The following is a 23062-nucleotide window of genomic DNA, read 5'->3' on the forward strand; positions in this document are numbered from 1 at the left end:
CTGGCGGGTAGGGTCGCGTACACGTAAGCGAGCCGTCTGCCCACGACCACGAACCCGGGAGCCCCCATGACCGACACCCCCGCCCGCCGTCTCGGAAGCTCCTACGTCCTTACGGAGCGGGTGGGCGCGGGCGCCCAGGGGGAGGTCTGGCGCGGTCACCACGTGGACTCCACCGAGCCCCTGGCCTTCAAGGTCCTACGGGCCGACCTGGTGGACGACCCCGCCGTGGTGGAGCGGTTTATTAAGGAGCGCTCCACCCTGCTGCGGGTGCGCAGCCCCTACGTGGTGGCCATCCGCGACGTCGTCATCGAGGGATCCACCTTCGCCATTGTCATGGACTACGTCGACGGCGGGGACCTGTCCGGGCTGCTGCGCACCGAGGGCCCGCTGCCGCCGGCACGCCTGGCCGCCCTGGGGTCACGTATCGCCCGGGGCCTGGCCGCCGTCCACCACGCCGGGGTGGTCCACCGGGACGTCAAGCCCGCCAATATCCTCCTGAGCGCGGCCAGCCCAGGCCACGACGGCGTCGCGCCAGCCCCCCGGGGCACGCCCGCAGGCGGTGGGCAGGGCGCCGTGGTACCCCGGGTGGGGGACTTCGGGGTGGCCCGCATCTGCGACACCCTCACCGCCGCGCAGGCCACGGGCGCCATCGGGACCCCCCTGTACATGGCCCCCGAGATCCTGTCCCCGCAGGCCCCCACCCCCGCGGCGGACGTCTACTCCCTGGGGGTCATGCTCTACGTCATGGCCTGCGCCGTGCCGCCCTTCCTCGGTGAGCCCGCCCAGCTGCTGCACCAGCACGCCCGCCGTGACCCCGGACGGCCCGACGGCGTCCCGGACCCCCTGTGGGAGCTCATGGCCGCCATGCTGGCCAAGCACCCGCAGGACCGTCCCGACGCCGACGTGGTGGCCCGGAGCCTGGAGGTCATGGAGACGGCCCTGGCAGGTCTGCCCGCCGCCCCCAGGCTCCCGGCCCCTCCCCCGTCCGCGCCCTCAGCCCTCCCCTACGACTGGGACTACCCCGGGGCCCTGGCCCCTGGCACCGCAGGCGCGGGACCGGCAGGCTCCGGCCCACCAGCGCGGCCGGGCCCGGCGGGAGGCTCCCCCGGGGGGACCGCACCGGCCCCGGGCGCCCCCGCGGCCCCCGGGGCACGGGTCGGGCCGACTCTCGTGACCCCGCAGGACCGCACGTCCCCCATGGCGGGTGCACAGGCCGGGTACGGTATCGCCCCGGCCCCGGCAGAGGGGCCCACCAGGGCCTACGGGACCGGTGACGGGCCCGTCACCGGGTGGCACGGGGCCCCGGCCCCTGGACCCGGGGGCTCCCCGGCCAACTCCCGGCCCCCAGGCGGCCCCCGGCGCGGTGGGCCCCGCCGCAGGCGCCGGTGGGTCGGCGTGACAGTGGTGCTGGTGGTACTCGCCCTGGCCGCGGCGGGAGCCGGGGCGTGGTGGTGGGGTAGCAGCACCCGGGACTACCCGGGCTGGCTCGCCGCCCTGCCGGTAGGCAACTCCGCCCGGGAGGACCAGCGTCTGGCCAACGTCTCCGAGGCCGCCCTGGCCCCGGGCGGGGGCATGCTGGCCGCCAGGTCCTCGGGCACGTGGTCCCTGTACGACCTCACCAGCAGTGACAAGGCCCCCGTCTGGAGCGGGGACTGCTACAAGGCCGTCTTCTGGAACGCGAGGACCCTGCTGTGCCAGCAGCCCTCCTCCAGCAGGAGCGTCCTGGTCAGCACAGGCGGGACCACAGCCGTCCCCGGTCCCGAGGACACGGTGTACGTAGGCGCCACCCAGGACTACGCCGTCGTCGTCGACAAGGCCAGGAACCGCTCTAACGGCGACCTCATTGCCCTGGACACCCAGGGCAAGGAGGTGTGGCGGGCCGCCGGGGCCTACTCCAAGGGGATGGTGCGCAACGGCTTCGTCCTGACCTACGAGGACAACTCCGACTCGGTGCAGGTCCTGTCAGCAGCCACCGGTGAGGTCCTGGTCTCCGCCCTGGACAAGGAGCCCGACTTCGACCCGGAGGACCGCGCCTGGCCGGGGGGCTTCAATATCGGCACCGGGACCGCGGCCTTCTCCCGCGTCACCTCCGAGGGCGCCACGGTCTACAACGCCAGCGGCAGCCAGGTGAGGAGCGTGCCGGGGACCTTCAGGAACCCGCCGACCTGGGCCTCCTCGGCCCCCCTGGACGCCGAGAGGCTGGCACAGGCCTACACCGCGGCCGCCAAGAACCCCTCGGCGCTCCAGGCCATCGGCCCTGACCGCGTCGTGGACGTCACCGTGGACACCAGCACCTGCACGGCCTCGGCAGGAGGCACGCAGCTGGCGCTCCCCCGGCGGGGCTCCCAGGAGGTCTGCCTCCTCAGGCCCCTGGGCACCCTGGGCGAGGACCTGCTCATGCAGGTGGGCCAGCCCGACTCCGCCTCGGACGCCGCCGGGGACAGGGTCGTCGCCTACTCCACGGCCACCGGTCGGCCGGTGTGGGAGGTACGGGGAACCTACACGGGCGTGGTCGCCGCGCCGGGTCAGCCCAGCCAGGTACGTCTCCTGGTGACCCAGGGCGGCAGCTACGGGGACCTGGTGGTCTACACCGTCCTCAGGAGGTAGGCCGTCACCGGCGGGCCTGGTGGACCAGGACCCTCAGGCAGGCCGCCGCGGCAATGGCCCCCAGCACCAGGAGCACGAGGGCGTCCCACCACCACTGGCCCGCGCTGTGGTTCCACAGGGCGTCAGGGCTGGGCGTCATGCCGTTCATGTCCACGGTGGAGGCGACCAGGGCGTAGCCCCAGCGCGCCGGCATGAGCCAGCTGATCTGGTCGAGCACGGCCCTGCCGGTCACCGTCACGAACCCCCCGGAGAACACCAGCTGGGTCATAATGGTCACCACCAGGACCGGCATGACCTGCTCGGAGGTGGACACCAGGGCCGAGACCGCCAGTCCCAGGATCCCCGCGACAAAGCCTGAGAGCCAGCAGTCCACGTACAGCTCCAGGCTGGCCCCGCCCAGGGCGGCGGCCCCGCTGGGGGCGTCGTTGAGCAGCAGCGCGATACCCACCATGAGGGAGGTCTGGACGGTGACGACCAGGGCGAGCATGACCGTCTTGGAGCCCATGTAGGCCCCCGGTCTCAGCCCGACGGCGGCCTCGCGCAGGAAGATGTCCCGTTCCTTGACCAGGTCGCGGATAGTGGCCGACATGCCCGCGAAGATGGCGCTAATGACCATGACGACGAGCAGCATACGGGCCTGCCCGGAGGGCTTGGGGGGATCGGGCAGGGCGAAACCGGTCTTGCCCTCGATGACCTTGGTGAGCAGGCCCATGATGACGGGCAGGATGAGCATAAAGCCCAGGTAGGAGGGGTCGGCCAGGACGATCCGCAGCTGGCGGCGGACCAGGGTGGAGATCTGGCGCGCCAGGGGACGGGGCGGCGGCTCCGTGGGGCCCTGCTGCCCGACCGGCCTGGACTGGCTGCTCTGGCCGCGCCGGGTGGAGGGGACCGTGGCCTCCAGGTGCGCCCGCAGGGAGGGGGTGTGGTTACGCATGAGCGCGTAGACGTCCGCGTAGCCGTTAATGGCGGTCGGGTCGGCCAGGGTCCCGCGCGGGGGGTTGGGCATGAGCTCGCCCCGGGCGGCGATCTCGGTCAGACGCTCCTGGAAGTAGGGCAGCACGTGGCTGGGCGGGCCGTAGTAGACGGGCTTGCCCCCGGCGGCCAGGATGAGGACCTTGTCGGCCCGGTCAATGTGGGTCTCGTTGTGGGTGACCACCACGACCGTGCGGCCGGAGTCCCCGGGGCGGGTGCCGTGGGCCAGGCTGGCCAGGAGCTGCATGACGTCACGGTCGAGCTGGGGGTCCAGGCCGCTGGTGGGCTCGTCCAGGAACAGCAGGGAGGGGCTGGTGAGCAGCTCGATGGCGGTGGACACGCGCTTCTTCTGTCCGCCCGAGAGCTTCTTGACGCGCTTGTCCACGTGGGGGGTCAGGTCCAGATCCTCCAGGACCTGGTCAATGCGCGCGGTGCGCTCGGCCTTGGTGACGTCCTTGGCGAAGCGCAGCTCAGCGGCGTAGTTCAGGGTCTGACGCACGGTCAGGGCGCTGTGGATGACGTCCGTCTGAGGCACCACACCGATCTTGTTGCGCATAATCGGGTAGTGCTCGTAGACGTTGAGGCCGTCGAAGAGGACCTCGCCGTGCTGGGCCTTCTGCTCACCGGTGAGGGCCTTGAGGAGCGTGGACTTGCCCGCGCCCGAGGGGCCGACGACGGCCAGGAGCTCGTGCCCGCTCAGGGAGAAGGAGATCTGGTCCAGCAGGGTCATACGGCCGTTGTCGACGGTGAAGACAATGTCCTTGGCCACCAGGTCACCGGTGGAGCCAGCCGCCGCCTGGACCTGGATCAGGCCATCGGGGTTAATGGCCACGAAGTTGGAGCCCATACCCAGGACCACGGGCTCGGTGACCACCAGGCTGGGGACGCGCACGCCCCGGAAGAAGATGCCGTTGGTAGAGCCCAGGTCGGTGACGACAATGCCCTGGGCCGTGGCGTCCACCCGGGCGTGGTGCTTGGAGACCAGCGGGTCGGGCAGGGGGATGGCGTTGTCACGTCCGCGCCCGATGGTGGCGGTGTCGGTGACCCGGAAGGAGCGGACCGCGGTGGGCGCGCTCTGGGCGTGGCGGACCGGCGGCATGCTCCCGGTCTGGGTCACCGGCGGCATGCTCCCGGTCTGGGCCACCGGCGGCATGCTCCCGGTCTGGGGCCGGATCTGCGAGGTCTGAGGTGAGGCCCCGTAGACAGCCGGGGGGAGGTGGGCGGAGTAGGAGGCCGGGGCGGGTCCCGGGCCGGACCGGGGCGGGTAGCCCACCGGGCCCGTCGCCGCGGAGGGGGCGCTGGCAGGCGGGACCGTGGCCGCGGAGGGGGCGCTGCCGGGCGGGACCGTGGGCACAGGCCTCGGCGCGGTCTGCGGGGGGATCCCGGTCGTGGTGGTGGTCGCGGAGACGGCGCTGGCGGCGCTTGGCAGGCGCGCGGGCGTCAGGGCGATCCCCGGGCCGGAGGTGTCCCCGATCTGGATACGTACCGGACGGGTCACCAAGGTCTCCCGGCAGAGCACCCCGTCCACGATCATGCCGTTGCGGCCCACTGCCCTGACTCTCCAGCCCCGCCCCTCGGGCACCACCTCCAGGTGCCTGCGGGAGACCACGGGATGGACCACGTGCACATCACATTCCTGGGAGCGCCCGACGGTGAAGGCGGTGGTGAACTGCTGGGCAGGCTGGGAGCCCTGGGCCGACAGTGAGGAGACGATAAGGCCGTTGGCAGCAGACGGCTGCGCGGGGTTCTGAGTCACGGAGGCCCTTTCGGTACGCTGGGAATCACGTTGGTCTCACTGTAGTGGCTCCGGGGCGCTCGGCGGGGCGGAGCGTGACACGGCGGGGCGCGGTGGGCCGCCGGCGGGCTCGTCCGCCAGGCCGCGACCACCTCTGTGACGGGCTGGGCTCCTGCCTACGGAAAACGGGTAGACTCCTGCCCACCGCGAGGCAGTAACTGGGGCCGTCGTACCAGCGACCGCACCTGACCACAGGGTGAGATGAGGGAGTAGGATACACCAGGTCACAGGAACTTCTCAGGTAAGCCCCCGTAGCTCAATGGACAGAGCATCGGCCTTCTAATCCGCGGGTTCCCGGTTCGAGTCCGGGCGGGGGCGCCACCAGTTCCGGGGGCAGTGCAGGTGAAGTGCCAGGTACTCCCTTATTACATTACGGTGACCAGCACCCGGGGCAGCCCGTGGACGCGCGAGACGGTAACCCGAGCGCGGTAACCGCGAGAACCGGTTCCCCGCGCGCCACGGGCGTCCTGGTCCTAGGCGAGGCGGTACATCCAGTGGTGGGGGTCCTCACGGCGCCCGTACTGGATACCCGTGAGGTGGTCGTGAATCTGGTGGGTGACCTCGTTGCCGTCAATACCCACGTCAAACCCCTCCCCCTTGAGGCGGCCCAGCGGCACCACCACCGCCGCGGTCCCGCAGGCGAACACCTCGGTGACCCTGCCGGATCCAATACCCTCCAGCAGGCCCTTAAGGCTAATGGTCTCCTCGACGACGGTGCGTCCGGCGTCGGTCAGGAGGCGGATAATGGCGCTGCGGGTGGAGCCCTCCAGGATCGTGCCGGTCAGGCGGGGGGTGCGCACGGTGCCGTCAGCGTCCACGACCATAATGTTCATGCCACCGAGCTCCTCGAGGTTCCTCTGGGTGACGTCGTCGAGGAAGCAGACCTGGTCGCAGCCCTGGTCGGCGGCCAGGCTCTGGGGCAGCAGGGAGGAGGCGTAGTTGCCGCCCGTCTTGGCGGCACCCGTACCGCCCCGGCCGGCCCGGTGGTACTCGGTGGTCACCCAGATGGAGATGGGCTCCAGGCCGTGGGTGAAGTAGGCACCCGCCGGGGAGGCGATGACGTAGTAGTCCACGACCCCCGCCGGGTGGACCCCCAGGAAGGCCTCGGAGGCGAAGGCGAAAGGCCGCAGGTAGAGCGACTCCCCCTCACCGGAGGGCACCCAGGCGGCGTCCGCCCGGACCAGGTCCACCAGGGAGGCCACGAAGTCCTCCTGGTCCAGCTCGGGCAGGGCCAGGCGGCGGGCGGAGGCCGCCAGGCGGGCGGCGTTGTAGCGGGGCCGGAAGGTCCACACCGAGCCGTCCTCGTGGCGGTAGGCCTTAATGCCCTCGAAGACCTCCTGGCCGTAGTGCAGGACGGCCGCACCCGGGGACAGGGACAGGTCGCCGAAGGGGACGACGCCGTAGTCGCCCCATCCGGCCCCGCGGGTCCACCGGGCGTGGGCCATGTGGTCGGTGAAGGCACTGCCGAAGTGCAGGTCCCGTAGCGCCCGGTCACGCTCGGCCGAGGTGGCCGCGTGAGGGTTCGGGGTCAGGGGGAAGCGCCCTGCGAGCGCGTCGGCAGCAGGCAGGGGGAGCGCCGCGGCGCGGGCAAGGGGCGTGTCCAGCGAGTCGTGGGTGGGTGTGGTGGCCTCAGACATACGTGCAGCCTACCGCTGAGCCCACCAGGTGAACCCGAGGTTCTCACATGGTGACCTCACGGGAGGTGGCGTCAGGAACCGGCCCCGGTGCCGCCGGGGAGCCTGCCGCCTGGCGCTCAGGCGCCCAGCGCCGCCACGACGTCGTCGCCGATCTCGCTGGTGGAGCGGACCAGGGGCCGGCCTGCTGCGGCGGCAGCGGCACGGGCGGCCATGTCGGCGCCCACGGCGGCCTCGACCCGGCGGGCGGCACCAGCCTGTCCGATGTGCTCCAGCAGCATGGCGACGGCGCTAATGGTGGCGGTGGGGTCAGCCAGCCCCTGGCCGGCGATGTCGGGGGCGGAGCCGTGGACGGGCTCGAACATGGAGGGGAACCGCCCGACCGGGTTGAGGTTGCCGGAGGCCGACAGCCCGATACCGCCGGTGACGGCCCCGGCCTCGTCGGTGAGGATGTCACCGAAGAGGTTGTCGGTGACAATGACGTCGAACCGGCCCGGGTCGGTGACCAGGTAGATGGTGGCGGCGTCAATGTGGCTGTAGTCCACGCGCACCCCGGGGTAGCTGGCCCCGACGGCCTCCACGGTGCGGCGCCACAGGTGCCCGGCGTGGACCAGGACGTTGTGCTTGTGGACCAGGGTCAGGTGGCGGGCGGGTCGGGAGGCGGCCAGCTCGAAGGCGTAGCGCACCACGCGCTCCACCCCGTAGGCGGTGTTGACGCTGACCTCGGTGGCGATCTCGTGGGGGGTGCCGGTGCGTACCGCTCCCCCGTTCCCGCAGTACAGGCCCTCGGTGCCCTCGCGCACCACCACGAGGTCGATGTCGCCGGGGTCGGCCAGGGGGGTGGGCACCCCCGGGTAGTACCGGGAGGGGCGCAGGTTGACGTAGTGGTCCAGGGCGAAGCGCAGGCGCAGGAGCAGGCCGCGCTCCAGCACCCCGGAGGGGACCGAGGGGTCGCCCACGGCGCCGAGCAGGATGACGTCCTGGGCCTTGATGGCCTCCAGGTCGGCGTCGGTCAGGGTCTCTCCGGTGCGGTGCCAGCGCCGTGCACCCAGGTCGAAGGTGGTGGGCTCCACGACGACGTCGGTACCGGCCAGGGCGGCCTGGAGGACCTTGAGGCCCTCGGGCACGACCTCCTGGCCGATCCCGTCCCCGGGGACCACTGCGAGCTTGACGGTCTGGTGCTGGGTCATGCCCCCAGGGTACGGACACCAGCCAGGATGTGAGACACGTAGTCCGCATTCTGGTCTACCGGCTGGCAGTGTCGCACATTCATTACCGCGCCGACCCCGGCCCTCGTCGCCACGGGACCACCCCGCCCTGGCCCGACCACTCACGCGGACCGTGAAGGAAGTCGGCGATCTCCCCACGCGAGACCGACCGGACGCCCCTCCCCTCACGCCAGCCTGAGGAGGTCGAGCATGTCCCCGGTCCTGCACGTGGGCGTCCCTGGCAGCAGGTGCCGAGGACGCCCACGGCGTAGAAACAGGGGCACAGGACCAAGGCAATGGGCGCCGCCCGGGGAGGCGCCGGATCCGTCCGGCCCCCAGCCAGCCCTGTGGGGCCGTGGCCCGACCGTGGGGCCGGGGCCGACCCGAGCCCGCCCGGACCCGGTCAATCGGGCCCGGGCTCAGCCAGCCCGGGTGCCGGCCTCAGCGGGCCACGGAGCCCTCCTGGTAGTCCTTGTCAATGTCGGAGCGCCAGGCGAACATGGAGCGGACCTCCCGCCCGGTCTTCTCAATCGGGTGGGCCTCGCCCTCGGCGCGCAGGCGCTTGAACTCCGGGGCGCCGGCGGCCTGGTCCTCCATAAAGCGCTTGGCGAAGGAACCGTCCTGGATGTCGGCCAGGACCTCCTTCATGTGCTCCTTGACGTCGGGGGTGATGACGCGCGGGCCGGAGACGTAGTCACCGTACTCGGCGGTGTCGGAGCAGGACCAGCGCTGCTTGGAGATACCGCCCTCGTTAATGAGGTCCACAATGAGCTTCATCTCGTGGCAGACCTCGAAGTAGGCCATCTCGGGCTGGTAGCCGGCCTCGACGAGCACCTCGTAGCCGTACTGGATGAGCTTGGAGACGCCGCCGCACAGGACGTTCTGCTCACCGAACAGGTCGGTCTCGGTCTCCTCGCGGAAGGTGGTCTTAATGGCCCCGGCGCGGGTGCCGCCAATGGCCTTGGCGTAGGACAGCACCAGCGGCCAGGCGGCCCCGGAGGCGTCCTGCTCGACGCAGACCAGCACCGGCACGCCGCGCCCGGCCTCGAACTCGCGGCGCACGGTGTGGCCGGGGCCCTTGGGGGCGACCATAATGACGTCGTGGTCGGCGGCGGGCTTAATGTAGCCGAAGTGGATATTGAAGCCGTGGGCGAAGAGCAGCGCGGCACCGGCCTTGAGGTTGGGCTCGATCTCGTTGCGGTACAGCTCGGCCTGGACCTGGTCGGGGGCCAGGATCGTCACGACGTCGGCCCAGGCCACGGCCTCGGCGATCGGCTTGACGGGCAGCCCGGCCTCCTCGGCCTTGGCGACGGAGCGGGAGCCCTCACGCAGGCCCACCACGACCTCCACGCCGGAGTCCCGCAGGTTGAGGGCATGGGCGTGGCCCTGGGAGCCGTAGCCGATGACCGCGACCTTCTTGGACTGGATGACGCTCAGGTCCGCGTCGTCGTCGTAGAACTTCTCAGCTGCCATAATGGTGTCTCACTTGTCCTTGAGTTGATCGGTGATGGATCGGGGGCCGCGCGTAATAGCCACGGCGCCGGACTGGACGATCTCCTTGACCCCGTAGGGGCGCAGGGCCTCCAGAAGAGCATTGACCTTCGACTGTGAGCCGACGGTCTCAATGACCACGCTCGTGGGGCACACGTCCACGACGTGGGCGCGGAAGAGGTCGACGATCTGGAGGACGGAGGTCCGGTTGGCGTCGTCCGCGCGGACCTTAATGAGGTAGAGCTCGCGCTCCACGGAGGTCTGGCTGTCCAGCTCGACGATCTTGAGGACGTTGACCAGCTTGTTGAGCTGCTTGATGACCTGCTCCATGGCCAGGCCCTCGGCGTCGGCGATCACCGTAATACGCGAGATGTCCTCGTGCTCGGTGGGGCCCACGGCCAGGGAGTGGATATTGAACCCCCGGCGGGTGAACAGGGCCGAGACGCGCGTCAGCACGCCGGGCTTGTTCTCGACCAGGACGGACAGGGTGTGCTTGCTCATGCCCTCACTCCTCTTCCCACACCGGGCTCATGCCCCGCGCGTGCTGGATGTCGTCGTTGGAGACGCCCGCCGCCACCATGGGCCAGACCTGGGCGTCCGCCGAGCAGATGAAGTCAATGACCACGGGCCTGTCATTGATCGCGTTGGCCCGGGCGATGACGTCGTCCACGTCCTCCAGGCGCTCACAGCGCAGCCCCACGGCCCCGTAGGCCTGGGCCATGGTCACGAAGTCCGGCACCCGCTGCGTGCCCGCACCCGTGTGCAGGTCCGTGTTGGAGTAGCGCTGCCCGTAGAACAGGGTCTGCCACTGGCGGACCATCCCCAGGGAGGAGTTGTTGATCACAGCCACCTTAATGGGGATCTCGTTCAGGGTGCAGGTGGCCAGCTCCTGGTTGGTCATCTGGAAGCAGCCGTCGCCGTCAATGAGCCACACCGGGCGCTGCGGCAGGGCCACCTTGGCCCCCATGGCAGCCGGGACGCCGTAGCCCATGGTCCCCGCGCCCGCGCTGGTCAGCCACGAGTGCGGGCGGTGGAAGTGCAGGAAGTGCGCCGCCCACATCTGGTGCTGGCCCACCCCGGTGACCCAGACCGTGTCCTTGGGGGCCGCGCGGTCCAGGTGGGTAATGACCTCCTGGGGCTGGAGGAGGCCGTCGTCGGTGTCCGTCCACTCGGTGGGGTAGGTGGCGCGCACCCGCTCCACCTCCTGGAGCCAGCCGCTAATGTCCTGGCGCCCCTCGGCGGCCACCTGCTCCCGGAAGGCCCGGGTCAGGGCGGGGACGACGTCGGCCAGGTCACCGACGATGGGGACGTCTGCGGCACGGACCTTGGAGATCTCAGCAGGGTCGATATCCACGTGGACAATGGCGGCCCTCCGCGCGAAGGTGTCCAGGTGCCCGGTGACGCGGTCGTCGAAGCGGGCGCCGAGGCTGACAATGACGTCGGCCCGCTGGAGGGCCCCGACGGCGGTGACGGTGCCGTGCATACCCGGCATGCCCATATTGAGGGGGTGGTCGGAGGGCAGCACGTCCAGGGCGGTCAGGGTGGTGGTACAGGGCGCGCCAATGAGCTCCACCAGCGCCAGGAGCTCGGCGGGATCCACCTGGGCGCGGTTGAGGCCGCCCCCCAGGTAGAGCACCGGGCGCTCGGCGGCCGCCAGGACCTCGGCGGCCTGGGCCAGGCGCCGCGCGTTGGGGCGGCCGGGCAGGTGGTAGCCGGGGAGGTCGACCTCCGGCAGGCCGCGGTAGGTGGTGGTACCGACCTGCGCGTCCTTGGTGACGTCCACCAGCACCGGCCCGGGCCGCCCGGTGGAGGCGATGTAGAAGGCCTCGGTCACCGCCTGGGCGACGTCGTCGGGGGAGGTGACCAGGAAGGAGTGCTTGACAAAGGGCATGGTCGCCCCGACGATGTCCGCCTCCTGGAAGGCGTCGGTCCCGATGGCGCGGGCCCCGACCTGCCCGGTGACGGCCAGCATGGGCACGGAGTCCATGTGGGCGTCCCCGATGGCGGTGATCAGGTTGGTGGCGCCGGGGCCGGAGGTGGCCACGCACACGCCCGGGCGTCCGGTCACCATGGCGTAGCCCTCGGCCGCGTGCCCGGCCCCCTGCTCGTGGCGGACCAGGACGTGGCGGATGCGCGTAGAGGCCAGGAGGGGGTCGTAGAAGGGGAGGATGGCGCCGCCGGGCATACCGAAGATGTCCGTGACCCCCAGGTCCTCCAGCACGCGCACGAGCGCCTGGGCCCCTGTCATCTCCTGGCTGGGTGCTGCGGGAGCGTGGTGGTCGGTGCGATGACCCATGGTCGCCCTCCTGTGCGGACTCGGTGGCGTCGGCCGGGCGCCGACCGCCCCACCGTAGGACAGGGACCGTCAGGAGTCACCCCGGAACCGAGGTTGTCTCACATCGTGGGACCACGAGGGTGCCGGGAGGGACGAACGGCCCCGCTCGCGCCCCTCGGGGGCGCCGCGCGAGGCGCCCGCGCTGGCCGCGGCACCCCGCCCCAGGGGTGCACGCAGTACCCCGTCTGGAGGTGCACCGGGCCCCTGTGACACAATGCCAGGCTCCAGCACACTGGTACGTGTGCTGCCCAGCGTCGTGCAGTCACCCGGAAGGCAGTCCTCGTCTTGTTGGTCACCAACCTCCTCGCCCACCTGGCCAAGAACCCCGTCCTCGTCCTCTTCCTCCTGGTCGGCACGGGTATGCTCGTGGGTCACGTCAAGGCCAGGGGGGTCAGCCTGGGCGCGGCCGCCGTCCTCTTCCTGGGCATTGCGCTGGCCGCCTGGGGCGCGGCCTGGGACGTCCCCGACACGGGCAGGCCCACCTTCATCACCATCCCCCCGGAGATCGGCACCTTCGGCCTGGCCCTGTTCACCTTCGCCATCGGGGTCCAGTCCGGCCCCAACTTCTTCCACGTCATCCGCAACGCCGCAGGTCCCCTGGTCATCATGCTGACCATCCTCGTGGCCGCCGCCGGGGCCGCCCTGGGGGTCGGGCACGCCCTGGGCATGGACCCCACGCTCATTGCCGGGACCTTCGCGGGCGCCGTCACCAACACCCCGGCCCTGGCCGCCGCGGGCAACGCCGCCACGGCCGCGGGCAACCCCGAGGGGGCCGGCATCGCCACCGTGGGCTACGCCGTCGCCTACCTCTACGGGGTGGTCGGCATGCTGTTCTTCTGCCTGCTGGCGCTGCGCTACCGGCGTACCGACCACGACACCCCCTCGCCCGTGATCAACCGCACCATCCGCGTGGAGCGGCGCGACAGCCCCCGTATTGAGGACATCCTGGAGGTCATCCCCGGGGAGCTGAAGTTCTCCCGCCTACGTCGCGGTGAGACCGGACCCATTACCCGGCCCACCCCCAAGGACCACGTCTACGCGGGCGACCTGGTCACCGTCGTCGGCACCAAGGACGCCGTCAACCAGGTCATCAGGGACCTGGGGCACGGCTCCTCCCACTCCCTGATCGAGGACCGCAAGTACCTCGACTTCCGCCGCATTACGGTCTCCGACCCCAAGGTCGCCGGGCGCACCGTGGGGGAGCTCGCCATGGACGCCAGCTACGGGGCCACCATCTCCCGGGTACGCCGCGGTGACGTGGACATGGTGGGCACCCCGGACCTGGTCCTCCAGCTCGGCGACCGGGTGCGCGTCGTCGCCCCCACCGGGCGGATGGCGGAGATCACCAGGTTCTTCGGCGACTCCGCCCGGGGCCTGTCCTCCATCAACCCGGTGGCCATGGGGCTGGGGATGGCACTGGGCATTATTATCGGCGAGTGGGAGTTCCTCACCCCCACCGGGGCGACCTTCTCCATCGGCTCGGCCGCGGGCACGCTGATCGTGGGCCTCGTCTTCGGCAAGATCGGACGCATTGGGAGCTTCGTGACGGCCCTGCCGTTCACCGCCACCGCCGTGCTCAGCGAGTTCGGGCTCCTGGTGTTCCTGGCCCAGGCCGGCACCAAGGCCGGCAGCCAGATCGAGAGCGCCTTCGCCGGCGACGACTGGTGGAAGATCCTCCTGACCGGGTTCGTCGTCACCACCGTGGTGGGCCTGAGCCTGTACGTCACCATGCGCTGGGTGGTGGGGATGGGCGGCACACGCCTGTCCGGGCTCCTGGGCGGCGTCCAGACCCAGCCGGCCATCCTGGCCTTCGCCAACGAGCGCACCGGCTCCGACCCGCGCGTGGCCCTGGGCTACGCCATGGTCTACCCGGTGGCCATGGTCGCCAAGATCTTTATCGCCCAGATCCTGGGCGGCCTGGCGTAGGCGGTGCCGGCGGCGCCCACCACCCCGTGGTCCCGCTCCCGGGCACGCCCGCGGCCGGGCACTTGCTTATTCCCAGGGCGCGGGGCGGCTTGCCCGCTCCCGGGCACGCCTGCCGCCAGCCCCGCCCGGTCCCGACCGGCGTCCCCGGTTCCGCCCCTGCCGCGGCGGGGTAGCGCCGACGCTCACGCGGTCTCGACGTCGTCCTCGGCCCACTCCACGTCCACCAGCTCCTTGGGGGTGACGTCGTGGCGCCAGTTGCGGTCGGTGATAATGCGGGCCAGGGCCAGTCCCATACCAATAGCCGTAATGACGAAGAACACCTCCACAATGCTGGCCGCGGCCTCCCGCAGGGCGCTGCCGGCGTCGTCGCCGTACACGCCGTAGTCATTGAGCGCGGAGAGGGCCCGGTAGAAGGGCACGCCCGGGATCATAATGACGACGGCCGGCACGGACAGGGCCACCCGCGACAGGCTCGCCCGGGAGACGAAGAGCTGGGCCATGAGGCCGATGACGACGGCGGCCAGGCCCACCGCGAGCTGCCAGGGCACGTGGCACTCGGTCACCAGGAGGATGCGCCCGGTGTTGGCGGCCGCACCCACCACCGCCGCCAGCGCCGCCGCCCGGGCCCCGGCGTTGAACAGCATGGCGAACCCGTAGGCGGCGATAAAGGAGCACAGGGCGCGCAGCACGTAGAGGACCACGCCCTCGTCGGGGTAGGCCGAGGACACCGTCACCAGGTCCCAGGAGAAGATGAAGCTGACCGTCCACACCGCCACCCCGGCCGCGGCCATGACCAGCATCACGTAGGCGGAGCGGGATATGGCGCTGGAGAAGTCCTGGCGCATCAGGTCCAGCATGGCGGTGACCATGGGGAACCCGGGGATGAGGAACAGGATCGCCGAGACCAGACCGCCCTGGTGCGTGCTCGCGATCAACCCGCTGGCCGACAGGCCCGAGACGATCGACATGTACAGGCCCGAGGCGACCAGGCCGCACACCAGCCAGGTGAAGAAGTGCTGGAAGTGGCGCACCAGCATGCAGCGGCGCACCGCCTGCCCCAGGCAGGCGGCCACGAGCACGGCCAGGCACTCCACCCAGCCGCCGTGGTTGAGGAAGCAGAACCCCGCGCAGGCCACCCCGGAGGCCAGGGCGTTGGTCAGGGGCCCGTAGAGGCCGCGCATGGCCGCCACCCGGTCGAGCTCGGCGTCGAGCTCCTCCACCCGCTCGTGGTGGCGCAGGTCGTGCACAATGCGGCGCAGGGCCTCCAGGCGGTCCACGTTGACCCCCACCAGGCGCACCTCGGCGGCCTCCGTGCGGAAGCGGTCCCCCACGTAGGAGGAGGTGACAATCTCGGTCATGGTGACCGTGGCCGTGTGGCGGTCCAGGCCGACGGCGGCGGCGGCCCGGGCCATGGAGGACTTGACCCGGTAGGAGCCGGCCCCCGCGGCGAGCATGAGGCGTCCCAGGCGCAGCACGACGGCGGACTGGCGCATGAGCCGGTCGGCGTCGAGCTGGTGGTCGGCCGCGCTGCCCTCAGGGCCGGTGGCCCGCGGGCCGGGGGTGGCGGTGTCGGTCGTGCCCTCAGGGGGAGGTGTGATCGTTGGGTCGCTCGGGTTCGGGAGTGATGCGTTCACGGGCTTATGGTGCCCCCGGTCAGGGCCGGCCTGACGGGTCCGAGGGCCCGCACCCGGTGCGAATCGGGACACGGTGTCACAAGGACGCCGCCCACCCGGCTACGGACCCGGTGCCTGGCGGCCTTCCGGGTGGCCGCGGGCCGCGCACAGTCGGGCCCGGGCCGGGGGCCTCTTGGAGCAGGGCCTTTACGACAGGGCCGGACCGGGGCCCAGGCGGACCTGGGTACCTGCCCGACCGGCCACAAGATCCTCGGCCTGCCCCAGGCTGCCAATGACGGCACGCCCGCCGGTGGCCTCCACGAAGGACGCGGCCGCCTCCGCCTTGGGCCCCATGGAGCCCGCAGGCAGCCCCAGGTCACGCAGCCCGGCCGGGGTGACGGCGTCCAGCAGCCGGGCCTCGGGCGTGCCGTACCCCGCCACCACGCCCGGGACGTCGGTGAGGATGACGAGCAGGTCCGCCCCGATCTGGCGGGCCAGGACGGCTGAGGCCAGGTCCTTGTCCACCACGGCCTCCACCCCCTCGTGGGTGCCGTCGGGCCAGGCCCGCACCGGGACCCCGCCACCGCCGGTGCACACGACCACCGCCCCGGCGTCGAGCAGGGTACGCACGCTCCCCGCCTCCAGGACCTGGCGGGGCGTCGGGGAGGGCACCACCCGACGCCAGTGCCGCCCGTCACGGGCCATGGACCAGGCGCGCTCCGAGGCCAGGTGCTGGGCGTCGTACTCGGTAAGCACGGCGCCCACGAACTTGGTGGGGCGGCTCATGGCCGGGTCGTCGGCGTCCACGAGGACCCGTGTCAGCAGGCCCGCCACCTGACGCCCGGGCAGGGCGTCCGCCAGGGCCTGGAGGATCCAGAAGCCGATCATGCCCTGCGTCTGGGCCACCAGGGTGTCCAGCGGGTAGGCGTCAGCAGGCACCTGCGCCGAGGCGGTGGCCGCCGCGAGCAGCCCCACCTGGGGGCCGTTGCCGTGGGTGAGCACCAGCTCGTGCTCCTGGGCCAGGGGGATCAGGGAGGCGACGGCAAGACGCACCTTGGCCACCTGGATGGCGGTGTCAGGGGTGGCGCCGCGGGGCAGGAGGGCGTTTCCACCCAGGGCGATGACGATGCGCACGGGATTCCTTCGGTCGGGCCCTGAGGGGCTAGGGCACAAGACACGAGAATAGCCCGCACCTGGACGCCTGCGGACCACGGCCGGACCACGGCCCGACCCTCCCACGGGGCGCAGGCCGGGCGCGCACCAGGTGTGGCCCCGCCCCTCTCCCGCCCGCCACTGAGCGGTCTCAGAGGTCGTAGTCCACGACAAGGGGGGCGTGGTCGGACCAGCGCCCGGAGCGCCGGGCGGCCTTGTCAATAGCGAAGGAACGGGCCAGAGCGGCCAGGGACGGGGTGGTCAGGTGGTAGTCAATGCGCCAGCCGGTGTCGTTCTCAAAGGCGGAGCCGCGCTGGGACCACCAGGTATAGGGCCCCTGGACCGGCCCCGCCAGACGGCGCACCGTGTCCACCCAGCCCGAGGAGAACCAGGTGTCCAGGTAGGCGATCTCCTCGTCCAGGACCCCGGAGGTCCTGTTGTGGTTGGGGCGCCAGTTCCTCATGTCGGAGGCGGTGTGGACGATATTGAGATCCCCCGCCACGAGGACCGGCGGGCCGTCGGCGGCGGACGCCAGGAGACCGGACATCCGGGCGTCCACCAGGGACAGGTGGGCGTACTTCTGGCCCATCCTCTCAGTGCCGACCTGGCCAGCGTGGAAGTAGGCGGAGACAACGGTGAGCAGGGGCCGGGCCGGTCCGGAGGGCGTCCCGGGACCACCGGGGCCGCCGGGACCACCGGGGGCCTGGCCGGGAGCACCCGGGCCGGGTCGTGTCGCCCCCTCCGCGACCGGGCGCTGAGCCGGGTCGGGTACGTCCACGTGGTCGGGGCCGGGGGACGCGGGCAGCAGGTCCGCCTCCAGCCAGCGGCCGGAGTCGACGTCGGGCTCCTGGGTGCCGGGAGGCGCCACGCCGTAGCGCACCTGGCCCAGGCGCACGGGACCACCCTGGCGCACCGCGACGGACACCCCCGCACGCCCCTTGACGCGGCAGGGCCAGGTGACCGCCTCGTAACCAGGAAGGAGCGAGGCGGCGACGGGCTCCTCGGCACGGACCTCCTGGAGCAGGACGACGTCCGCGCCGCTGGAGCGGAGCCACTGGTCCATGCCCTTGCGTGCGGCAGCACGGATACCGTTGACGTTGACGGTGGCAATACGCATGAGGCGCAGACTACGCCGGGGCGACAAGGTCCTTGCGCCACGGCATATTCTCCTACCATGACCGAGTCGCAAGCCCAGCAAGCTCCCCAGCCTGCCTGGGCCAGTCTCGTAGCACGCGCGGGCCTCTCCCCCGCCAGGCGCCGGGTGCTGAGGGCGGTCCAGGAGTCGGCGTCGCCCGTCAGCGCCGCGGAGCTGGCGCAGGATCTGGGCCTGCACCACAACACGGTACGCGAGCACCTGGAGTCCCTGGTCAAGCAGGGCATGGTCAGTATGACCCCGGTCTCTACCGGGCGCCGGGGACGTCCCACCCTGCGCTACCAGGTCACGGCGCCGGACCCCATTGAGGTACTGGTGTCCTACACCACGCTCCTGGACGCGGTCGCCCAGACCCTGGGCGAGGGCGAGGAGGCCCGGCAGGTGGCCCTGACCATCGGACGGCGCTGGGCGGCCGAGAGCGCCACGCAGCCCGGAGTGACAGCGGCTCCCGGTGACTCGGCGCAGTCCGGCGCTGCAACGGGGCCCGCCGACACCGCGGCGGCTCCCGAGGGTACGGAGGACCTCCCCGAGCCCCTGGCCTCCCTCATGCCCGGGCTCATGTCCATGGGCTTTACCCCGCACGTGGACGACGGGACCGGTGACGTCGTCCTGACCACCTGCCCGCTGGTGGCACGGGACCGACGCCCCCACCCCCTGGTGTGCGCCATGCACGAGGGCTACCTGCACGCAGCGGCCGAGGAGGGCCGCCGGGAGGCGGGAGACGACCAGGACGGCGTCGGGGACCGGCTCACACTCACCGTCATGGAGGCCGACGGCTGCCACGTGCGCCTGGAGCCAGGAACTGATTCCCGTAAGGAGGCAGCATGAGCCACTGGTGGCGACGAGGGCACCAGGCCCGGACACCCCAGGAGGAACCCGACGCCCAGGTACCGATGCCGGAGGGCCCTGGGGCCACCACGGCGCAGGGGCCCGGGCAGGAGGATCCGACGGCGGGGCGGGCAGGTCGGGCGCCGGGGACCCGCAGCGTCCACGTCCTGGTCTCCGGGACGGTGCAGGGGGTGGGGTTCCGCTACTACTGCCAGGAGGAGGCCCAGCGCCTGGGCCTGGCCGGGACGGTGCGCAACCTCGACGACGGCGACGTCGAGGTCCTCGCCCGCGGGCCCCGGCACCGGGTAGACGCCCTGATCGCCTGGCTCCACCGGGGCCCCCGGTGGTCCAGGGTGACCGGGGTGCGGGTCACCGAGGTGAGCCCGGACGCGGTGCGGGGCACCAGCTTCCAGGTGGGGAACTAGGGCGGGGAGCTAGGGCGCGCAGGGACTCACACCCCTCGTAGACGGCCGCTCAGCCCTGCGGGCGTGGGGAGCTAGGGCGCGCAGGGACTCACTCGCTGACGCGCAGGATTCCCGTGGCCCCCTTCTCCGCGTCCGCGAAGGAGTGGTTGACGAACGTGTAGCTGCCCGGCGGCCCGGCGACCGTCTCCACGAACCCGCCCTGTGCCGGGTGCAGCCCCAGGGCCTGGGAGCCCCCGTTCCACGCCGTCCCGATCCCCTCGGGGCCCCCGAGCTGGTAGGCGCCCTCAAAGAACACCGTGTCGAACTGGAGGCCCACCACGTGGAAGGAGCACAGCAGGGAGGGGCCGGCGTCGAGCACCCAGAAGCGCACCCGCTGACCGGTCCGTGCCGTCAGCGGCTGCTGGACGTACTGGAAGGCGACCCCGTTGAAGACGGTCAGGTCCGGGGTCTTGGCGACCACCTTGGCGGCGTCGGTGGGACCGCCCTCCGGGCCCAGGTAGATCTCGGAGTGGACGAGCAGGTACTCGTGGTCCACCTCCGCCAGGGCGGGTGGGTCGATAATGACGGCCCCGTGCATACCGCTGGCCAGGTGGAGGCTCATGGGCATGGTCGAGCAGTGGTACAGCCAGATGCCGCTGCGCTGGGCGGTGAAGGTGTAGACCAGGCTCTCACCGGGGCTGATGGAGCGCATGGCCGCGTCCGGGGAGACCACGCCCGCGTGGAAGTCCAGGGAGTGGCTCATGGTCCCGTTGTTGACCAGGGTGATCTCGAAGGTGTCCCCCACCTTTCCACGCAGGACCGGCGCAGGGACCTGCCCGTTGTAGGTCATGCGGGTCTGGGTGACCCCGCAGCCCACGGGCATGGGGACCTCGGTGACGGTAAAGGTGTGGCGGTGGGTGGTCTGGGAGGGCGCGGGCGCCAGGGCGGCGTCGAAGGCGGTGAAGCCCTGCGGCAGGGGCGCCTCGTAGTCGGGTACGGCGCTGGTGGGCGTGCTCGCGCTCGCACCGGGCGCCGCCACGGGGGCGGCTCCCGTGGTGACGTGGAAGACCATGCCGTGGGCACGGTGCCCGGCGATCGAGCACCAGCCCTCCACCGGCCCCCTAATGACGCCCGCGTCGAGCTCGGCACGCTGTCCCGCGGCCACCCGGCCGGTGGTGGCGCCGTTCTCCAGGACCAGGTCGTGGACCATGTCGGCGGTGTTGTCCAGGGTGATGACCAGGCGGTCCCCGGGGGCGACGTCCACGGTGTCGGGCACGAACCGCATGCCCGAGACGGTGACCGTGGTCTCCACCACCCGGCCGGTGGCCGGTATGGACTCATCGACCGCGGGACCCCCGGCCTGGGAGCACAGGGCGATGACGCTCCCGACGGCGACGGCCGCCCCGGCGGTCATGAGGCCCAGGACCACCCCACGCCGGTCCACCTCCCGAAGGCGCTCCTGCTCCAGGGAGGTGGCCTGACGGCGGGACGCGCCCTGACGACGGGACGCGCCCTGACGACGGGACGCGCCCTGGTTCCCGGCCTCGCGTGCCGCATCCGGCCTGCTCGTGGCCGGCCTGCCGGTGGCCGGTGCGGTCCCGGCGGTCACCGCGCGGCGGGGTGGCGACGGCGTCCGGCCGGGACGGGGACCGGCACTGCTGGCCGCACCGCGGGCCGGGGCGGGGCTGGTGCTACCGGTGCTATTGGCTGGGGCGGGACCGGTGCTGCTGGCCGGGACAGAGCTGGCGCTACCAGCCACGTCGCCAGCCGGGGCGGGACCGGGCCCGCTGGCCGGGCCGGGCCCGGTGCCCGCAGACGGTGCCGACCCTGGTCCACGGGGGTCGGGCTCGTGCTTGTCACTCATGGTGGTCCTTAGGGCTGACGACGGGAGCGCGAGGCCGCACCGTCCCGGGAGCGACGACGCACCTCAAGTCCGGAGAGCACCATACCCACCAGGGCGTACAGGGTGACGCACCCCGCCGTGGCCCCGCAGGTCAGACGCGCCTCCCAGGGCAGTGCCGGGGTGAGGGCCAGCAGGAGGCAGGAGTTGGCCGCGGTGACCCGGTAGGCGGCGGCCCGGTCCATGACGAGGTTCGTGGCGCGCGACGCCTTGGGGCCGCCACCGAGCATGACCGGGGTGAGGTAGCTCAGGGCGCCGACGAGAATCTGCAGGGCGAAGCCCGCCCCCAGGGCCACCCGCAGGGCGTGGATGAGGTCACGGACCCCCGACGCCGAGCCCCCCGCCCCGCCGGCCCCGGCGTCGGGACCGGCAACGGTGATCCCCGCCCCGAGCACCACCACGCAGCCCAGGAACCAGGTCACGGCCGCGGTTGCCGAGGCGGTGGCGAAGGACGTCGGCGGCACGCGCCGGGCGGTGCGCCAGGCGGGGAGGACCACCCCGCCTGCTCCTGTGAGGTAGACCAGGGCGCCGATACCGCCCAGGGGCGACCACAGCCCGGAGCAGGCCACCAGCGCCGTCCCCGCCACCAGGAGGGGCAGCCCCCGGAGAGCCCACCGGGGCGCCTCGGGCTCCATCTTGGTGCGCAGCATGGTGGGCCACAGGACCGTGAGCGTGCCCAGGACCGTGGTCCCCACGAACCCCAGGAGCATGGTCATGGTGTGGGCCACGTAGAGGCGGTCGGCGGTCCCGGAGGCGCCGCGGTCCTCGGCCCAGCTCGTCAGGTATCCCAGGGTGGCACCCACCGCCAGGAGCGTCAGGGCCACCACGTAGGCCAGGGCCAGGGTGCCCAGGCGCGGGGCCACGGCCCGCCGGTACTGGACGCTTATGGCCGCCACACCGGTGAGCGCGGCGAGAACCACCAGCCCCACCCCGCCCAGGGCGATCCCCGGACGGGCCGCCGTGATCCCTACCAGGACGGTGGCGGTCCCCAGGCCGTGGACGCCCAGCCGGACGTTGACCAGGGCGGCGCCGCCCAGGGCGGGGCGGTGCAGGAGGGTGTCGGCGAAGTGCGCGGACCACACGGTGATGGCGCTGCCGATACCGCCCAGGAGGAGGGCGTGCAGGGGCAGCCAGGTCCCCCACGAGGCCAGGGGCCCGCCCAGGACCAGCACGGCCAGGACGGCGGCACTCACCAACCAGCCCACCACGACGGCGTTGCGGCGCACCTGGGTGGTGCGGCGGTGGGGACGACGTGGCGGTGAGGACGGAGCAGGGCTCACCCCGGTCCCCCCAGGGCCGTCAGGGCCCGCACCAGGTCGGCCTTGTTATCCACAACGGCAACCGTAATAAACTGCGACCGCACCTTTCAACGTCCTACCCGGACGCAGGTGCCCCGGCCCGTCGGCCAGCACCGAGCACTATGTGCCTGACCTCCCGTAAGGAGCACCCATGAGCGAGGACCCGAACCTCATCCCCGTGACCGAGATCCGTCGTACCGGCCACAGCTGTGGCTGCGGCGAGCACGACCCCGAGCGCCTGACCCTGGACGCCCGCGCGATCCCCCACCGCCTGCGCCACGCCGCCGTCATCGGCGCCGTCTCCAGCCTGCAGGTGGGTGAGGGCCTCGACCTGGTGGCGCCCCACGTGCCCACCCCGCTCCTGGTCCAGATCGACCAGCAGCTGCCCATGACCTTCCAGCACACCCTGCTGGAGGCCGAGGACGGCTACGCCCGCGTGGAGATCCTGCGCACCGCCTGAGATCCGCCCCGCCGCGATCCGCCCCGCCGCCCCCGGGCAGGTGGCGCGCGGTCCGCTGGCCCCCGGGCAGGTGGCGCGCGGTCCGCCGCCCGCGGGTCGTCGCCTGCCACCCTCTGGCAGGTGGCGCGCCTATGGGACCATTGCCATGGACACTGCCAGCACGACACCGCTCTCCGGCAGGTGGGCCACGGTCCGCCGCCCGTGGGTCGTCGCCTACCACCCTCCGGCAGGTGGCGCGCCCGGCGGGCTGGCGTCGGGCGGCCCAGGAGCGCCCAACGCCAGCCCC

The 23062-nt window shown here is 72.2% G+C and carries 16 protein-coding genes and 1 tRNA gene; 6 read left to right on the forward strand and 11 right to left on the reverse strand.

What is annotated here, in order from left to right:
* The first annotated feature begins 66 nt into the window (after positions 1-66).
* The gene (locus JJJ15_RS02630) at positions 67-2607 is read left to right on the forward strand and encodes a serine/threonine-protein kinase (RefSeq protein WP_200511356.1); all 2541 of its coding nucleotides are present in this window, start codon (positions 67-69) and stop codon (positions 2605-2607) included.
* Between the two features lie 4 nt (positions 2608-2611).
* Here the strand turns inward: JJJ15_RS02630 and JJJ15_RS02635 are convergent, their stop codons facing one another.
* Positions 2612-5335, reverse strand: coding sequence for an ATP-binding cassette domain-containing protein (locus JJJ15_RS02635; protein ID WP_200511357.1), 2724 nt, complete (start codon positions 5333-5335; stop codon positions 2612-2614).
* A gap of 284 nt (positions 5336-5619) precedes the next feature.
* On the opposite strand from JJJ15_RS02635, the gene JJJ15_RS02640 reads away from it, so the two are divergent.
* Positions 5620-5695, forward strand: a tRNA-Arg gene (locus tag JJJ15_RS02640).
* 152 nt (positions 5696-5847) lie between these two features.
* On the opposite strand, the gene JJJ15_RS02645 is transcribed toward JJJ15_RS02640, so the two are convergent.
* The 5 genes from JJJ15_RS02645 to JJJ15_RS02665 all read right to left on the reverse strand — a co-directional run bounded on the left by JJJ15_RS02645 (position 5848) and on the right by JJJ15_RS02665 (position 12003).
* Complete coding sequence (locus JJJ15_RS02645) at positions 5848-7011, reverse strand: branched-chain amino acid aminotransferase (RefSeq protein WP_200511358.1); 1164 nt, start codon at positions 7009-7011, stop codon at positions 5848-5850.
* A 116-nt stretch (positions 7012-7127) separates the two neighbouring features.
* Entirely contained in the window at positions 7128-8198 is a 1071-nt protein-coding gene (locus tag JJJ15_RS02650) for a 3-isopropylmalate dehydrogenase (protein ID WP_200511359.1), read from the reverse strand.
* 459 nt (positions 8199-8657) lie between these two features.
* On the reverse strand, positions 8658-9689 hold the full coding sequence (ilvC, locus tag JJJ15_RS02655; protein WP_106109359.1) for a ketol-acid reductoisomerase: 1032 nt from the start codon (positions 9687-9689) through the stop codon (positions 8658-8660).
* A gap of 9 nt (positions 9690-9698) precedes the next feature.
* On the reverse strand, positions 9699-10208 hold the full coding sequence (gene ilvN / locus JJJ15_RS02660) for an acetolactate synthase small subunit (protein ID WP_106109360.1): 510 nt from the start codon (positions 10206-10208) through the stop codon (positions 9699-9701).
* Positions 10209-10212: 4 nt separating this feature from the next.
* Entirely contained in the window at positions 10213-12003 is a 1791-nt protein-coding gene (locus tag JJJ15_RS02665) for an acetolactate synthase large subunit (RefSeq protein ID WP_200511360.1), read from the reverse strand.
* Positions 12004-12330: 327 nt separating this feature from the next.
* Here JJJ15_RS02665 and JJJ15_RS02670 point away from each other — a divergent pair, with 327 nt between their 5' ends.
* Positions 12331-13968: a TrkA C-terminal domain-containing protein gene (locus JJJ15_RS02670; protein ID WP_200511896.1), complete on the forward strand. Its 1638-nt coding sequence runs from the start codon at positions 12331-12333 to the stop codon at positions 13966-13968.
* Positions 13969-14150: 182 nt separating this feature from the next.
* Here the strand turns inward: JJJ15_RS02670 and JJJ15_RS02675 are convergent, their stop codons facing one another.
* The 3 genes from JJJ15_RS02675 to JJJ15_RS02685 form a co-directional block, all read right to left on the reverse strand.
* The gene (locus JJJ15_RS02675; RefSeq protein WP_200511897.1) at positions 14151-15461 is read right to left on the reverse strand and encodes a threonine/serine exporter family protein; all 1311 of its coding nucleotides are present in this window, start codon (positions 15459-15461) and stop codon (positions 14151-14153) included.
* A 327-nt stretch (positions 15462-15788) separates the two neighbouring features.
* Positions 15789-16715 carry a carbamate kinase gene (locus JJJ15_RS02680; protein WP_200511361.1) on the reverse strand — a complete coding sequence of 309 codons (927 nt, stop codon included), beginning with the start codon at positions 16713-16715 and terminating at the stop codon, positions 15789-15791.
* Between the two features lie 169 nt (positions 16716-16884).
* Positions 16885-17850, reverse strand: a complete 966-nt coding sequence (locus JJJ15_RS02685) for an exodeoxyribonuclease III (protein ID WP_200511362.1) — start codon at positions 17848-17850, stop codon at positions 16885-16887.
* Positions 17851-17907: 57 nt separating this feature from the next.
* Between JJJ15_RS02685 and JJJ15_RS02690 the strand changes: the two genes are divergently transcribed.
* Positions 17908-18714 (forward strand): helix-turn-helix domain-containing protein, encoded by an 807-nt coding sequence (locus tag JJJ15_RS02690; RefSeq protein ID WP_200511363.1) that lies wholly within the window; start codon positions 17908-17910, stop codon positions 18712-18714.
* Entirely contained in the window at positions 18711-19139 is a 429-nt protein-coding gene (locus tag JJJ15_RS02695) for an acylphosphatase (RefSeq protein ID WP_246742120.1), read from the forward strand. The genes JJJ15_RS02690 and JJJ15_RS02695 overlap by 4 nt, the downstream gene beginning before the upstream one ends.
* 88 nt (positions 19140-19227) lie before the next feature.
* On the opposite strand, the gene JJJ15_RS02700 is transcribed toward JJJ15_RS02695, so the two are convergent.
* A complete protein-coding gene (locus tag JJJ15_RS02700) occupies positions 19228-20982 on the reverse strand; it encodes a multicopper oxidase domain-containing protein (RefSeq protein ID WP_200511364.1) in 1755 nt (584 codons plus the stop codon).
* A gap of 8 nt (positions 20983-20990) precedes the next feature.
* Positions 20991-22298, reverse strand: coding sequence for a hypothetical protein (locus JJJ15_RS02705; protein ID WP_200511365.1), 1308 nt, complete (start codon positions 22296-22298; stop codon positions 20991-20993).
* Between the two features lie 169 nt (positions 22299-22467).
* Here JJJ15_RS02705 and JJJ15_RS02710 point away from each other — a divergent pair, with 169 nt between their 5' ends.
* Positions 22468-22776, forward strand: coding sequence for a DUF2249 domain-containing protein (locus JJJ15_RS02710; RefSeq protein WP_106109366.1), 309 nt, complete (start codon positions 22468-22470; stop codon positions 22774-22776).
* The last annotated feature ends 286 nt before the right edge of the window (positions 22777-23062 follow it).

This window comes from Actinomyces sp. HMT897, assembly GCF_016626125.1.
Classification (GTDB): domain Bacteria; phylum Actinomycetota; class Actinomycetes; order Actinomycetales; family Actinomycetaceae; genus Actinomyces.

Bases quoted from the DNA above. Each gene is read 5' to 3' on its own strand.
- JJJ15_RS02630 (WP_200511356.1), top strand. From the start codon at position 67: ATGACCGACACCCCCGCCCGCCGTCTCGGAAGCTCCTACGTCCTTACG.
- JJJ15_RS02645 (WP_200511358.1), bottom strand. From the start codon at position 7,011: ATGTCTGAGGCCACCACACCCACCCACGACTCGCTGGACACGCCCCTT.
- JJJ15_RS02650 (WP_200511359.1), bottom strand. From the start codon at position 8,198: ATGACCCAGCACCAGACCGTCAAGCTCGCAGTGGTCCCCGGGGACGGG.
- ilvC (WP_106109359.1), bottom strand. From the start codon at position 9,689: ATGGCAGCTGAGAAGTTCTACGACGACGACGCGGACCTGAGCGTCATC.
- ilvN (WP_106109360.1), bottom strand. From the start codon at position 10,208: ATGAGCAAGCACACCCTGTCCGTCCTGGTCGAGAACAAGCCCGGCGTG.
- JJJ15_RS02665 (WP_200511360.1), bottom strand. From the start codon at position 12,003: ATGGGTCATCGCACCGACCACCACGCTCCCGCAGCACCCAGCCAGGAG.
- JJJ15_RS02675 (WP_200511897.1), bottom strand. From the start codon at position 15,461: ATGCGCCAGTCCGCCGTCGTGCTGCGCCTGGGACGCCTCATGCTCGCC.
- JJJ15_RS02685 (WP_200511362.1), bottom strand. From the start codon at position 17,850: ATGCGTATTGCCACCGTCAACGTCAACGGTATCCGTGCTGCCGCACGC.
- JJJ15_RS02690 (WP_200511363.1), top strand. From the start codon at position 17,908: ATGACCGAGTCGCAAGCCCAGCAAGCTCCCCAGCCTGCCTGGGCCAGT.
- JJJ15_RS02695 (WP_246742120.1), top strand. From the start codon at position 18,711: ATGAGCCACTGGTGGCGACGAGGGCACCAGGCCCGGACACCCCAGGAG.
- JJJ15_RS02700 (WP_200511364.1), bottom strand. From the start codon at position 20,982: ATGAGTGACAAGCACGAGCCCGACCCCCGTGGACCAGGGTCGGCACCG.
- JJJ15_RS02710 (WP_106109366.1), top strand. From the start codon at position 22,468: ATGAGCGAGGACCCGAACCTCATCCCCGTGACCGAGATCCGTCGTACC.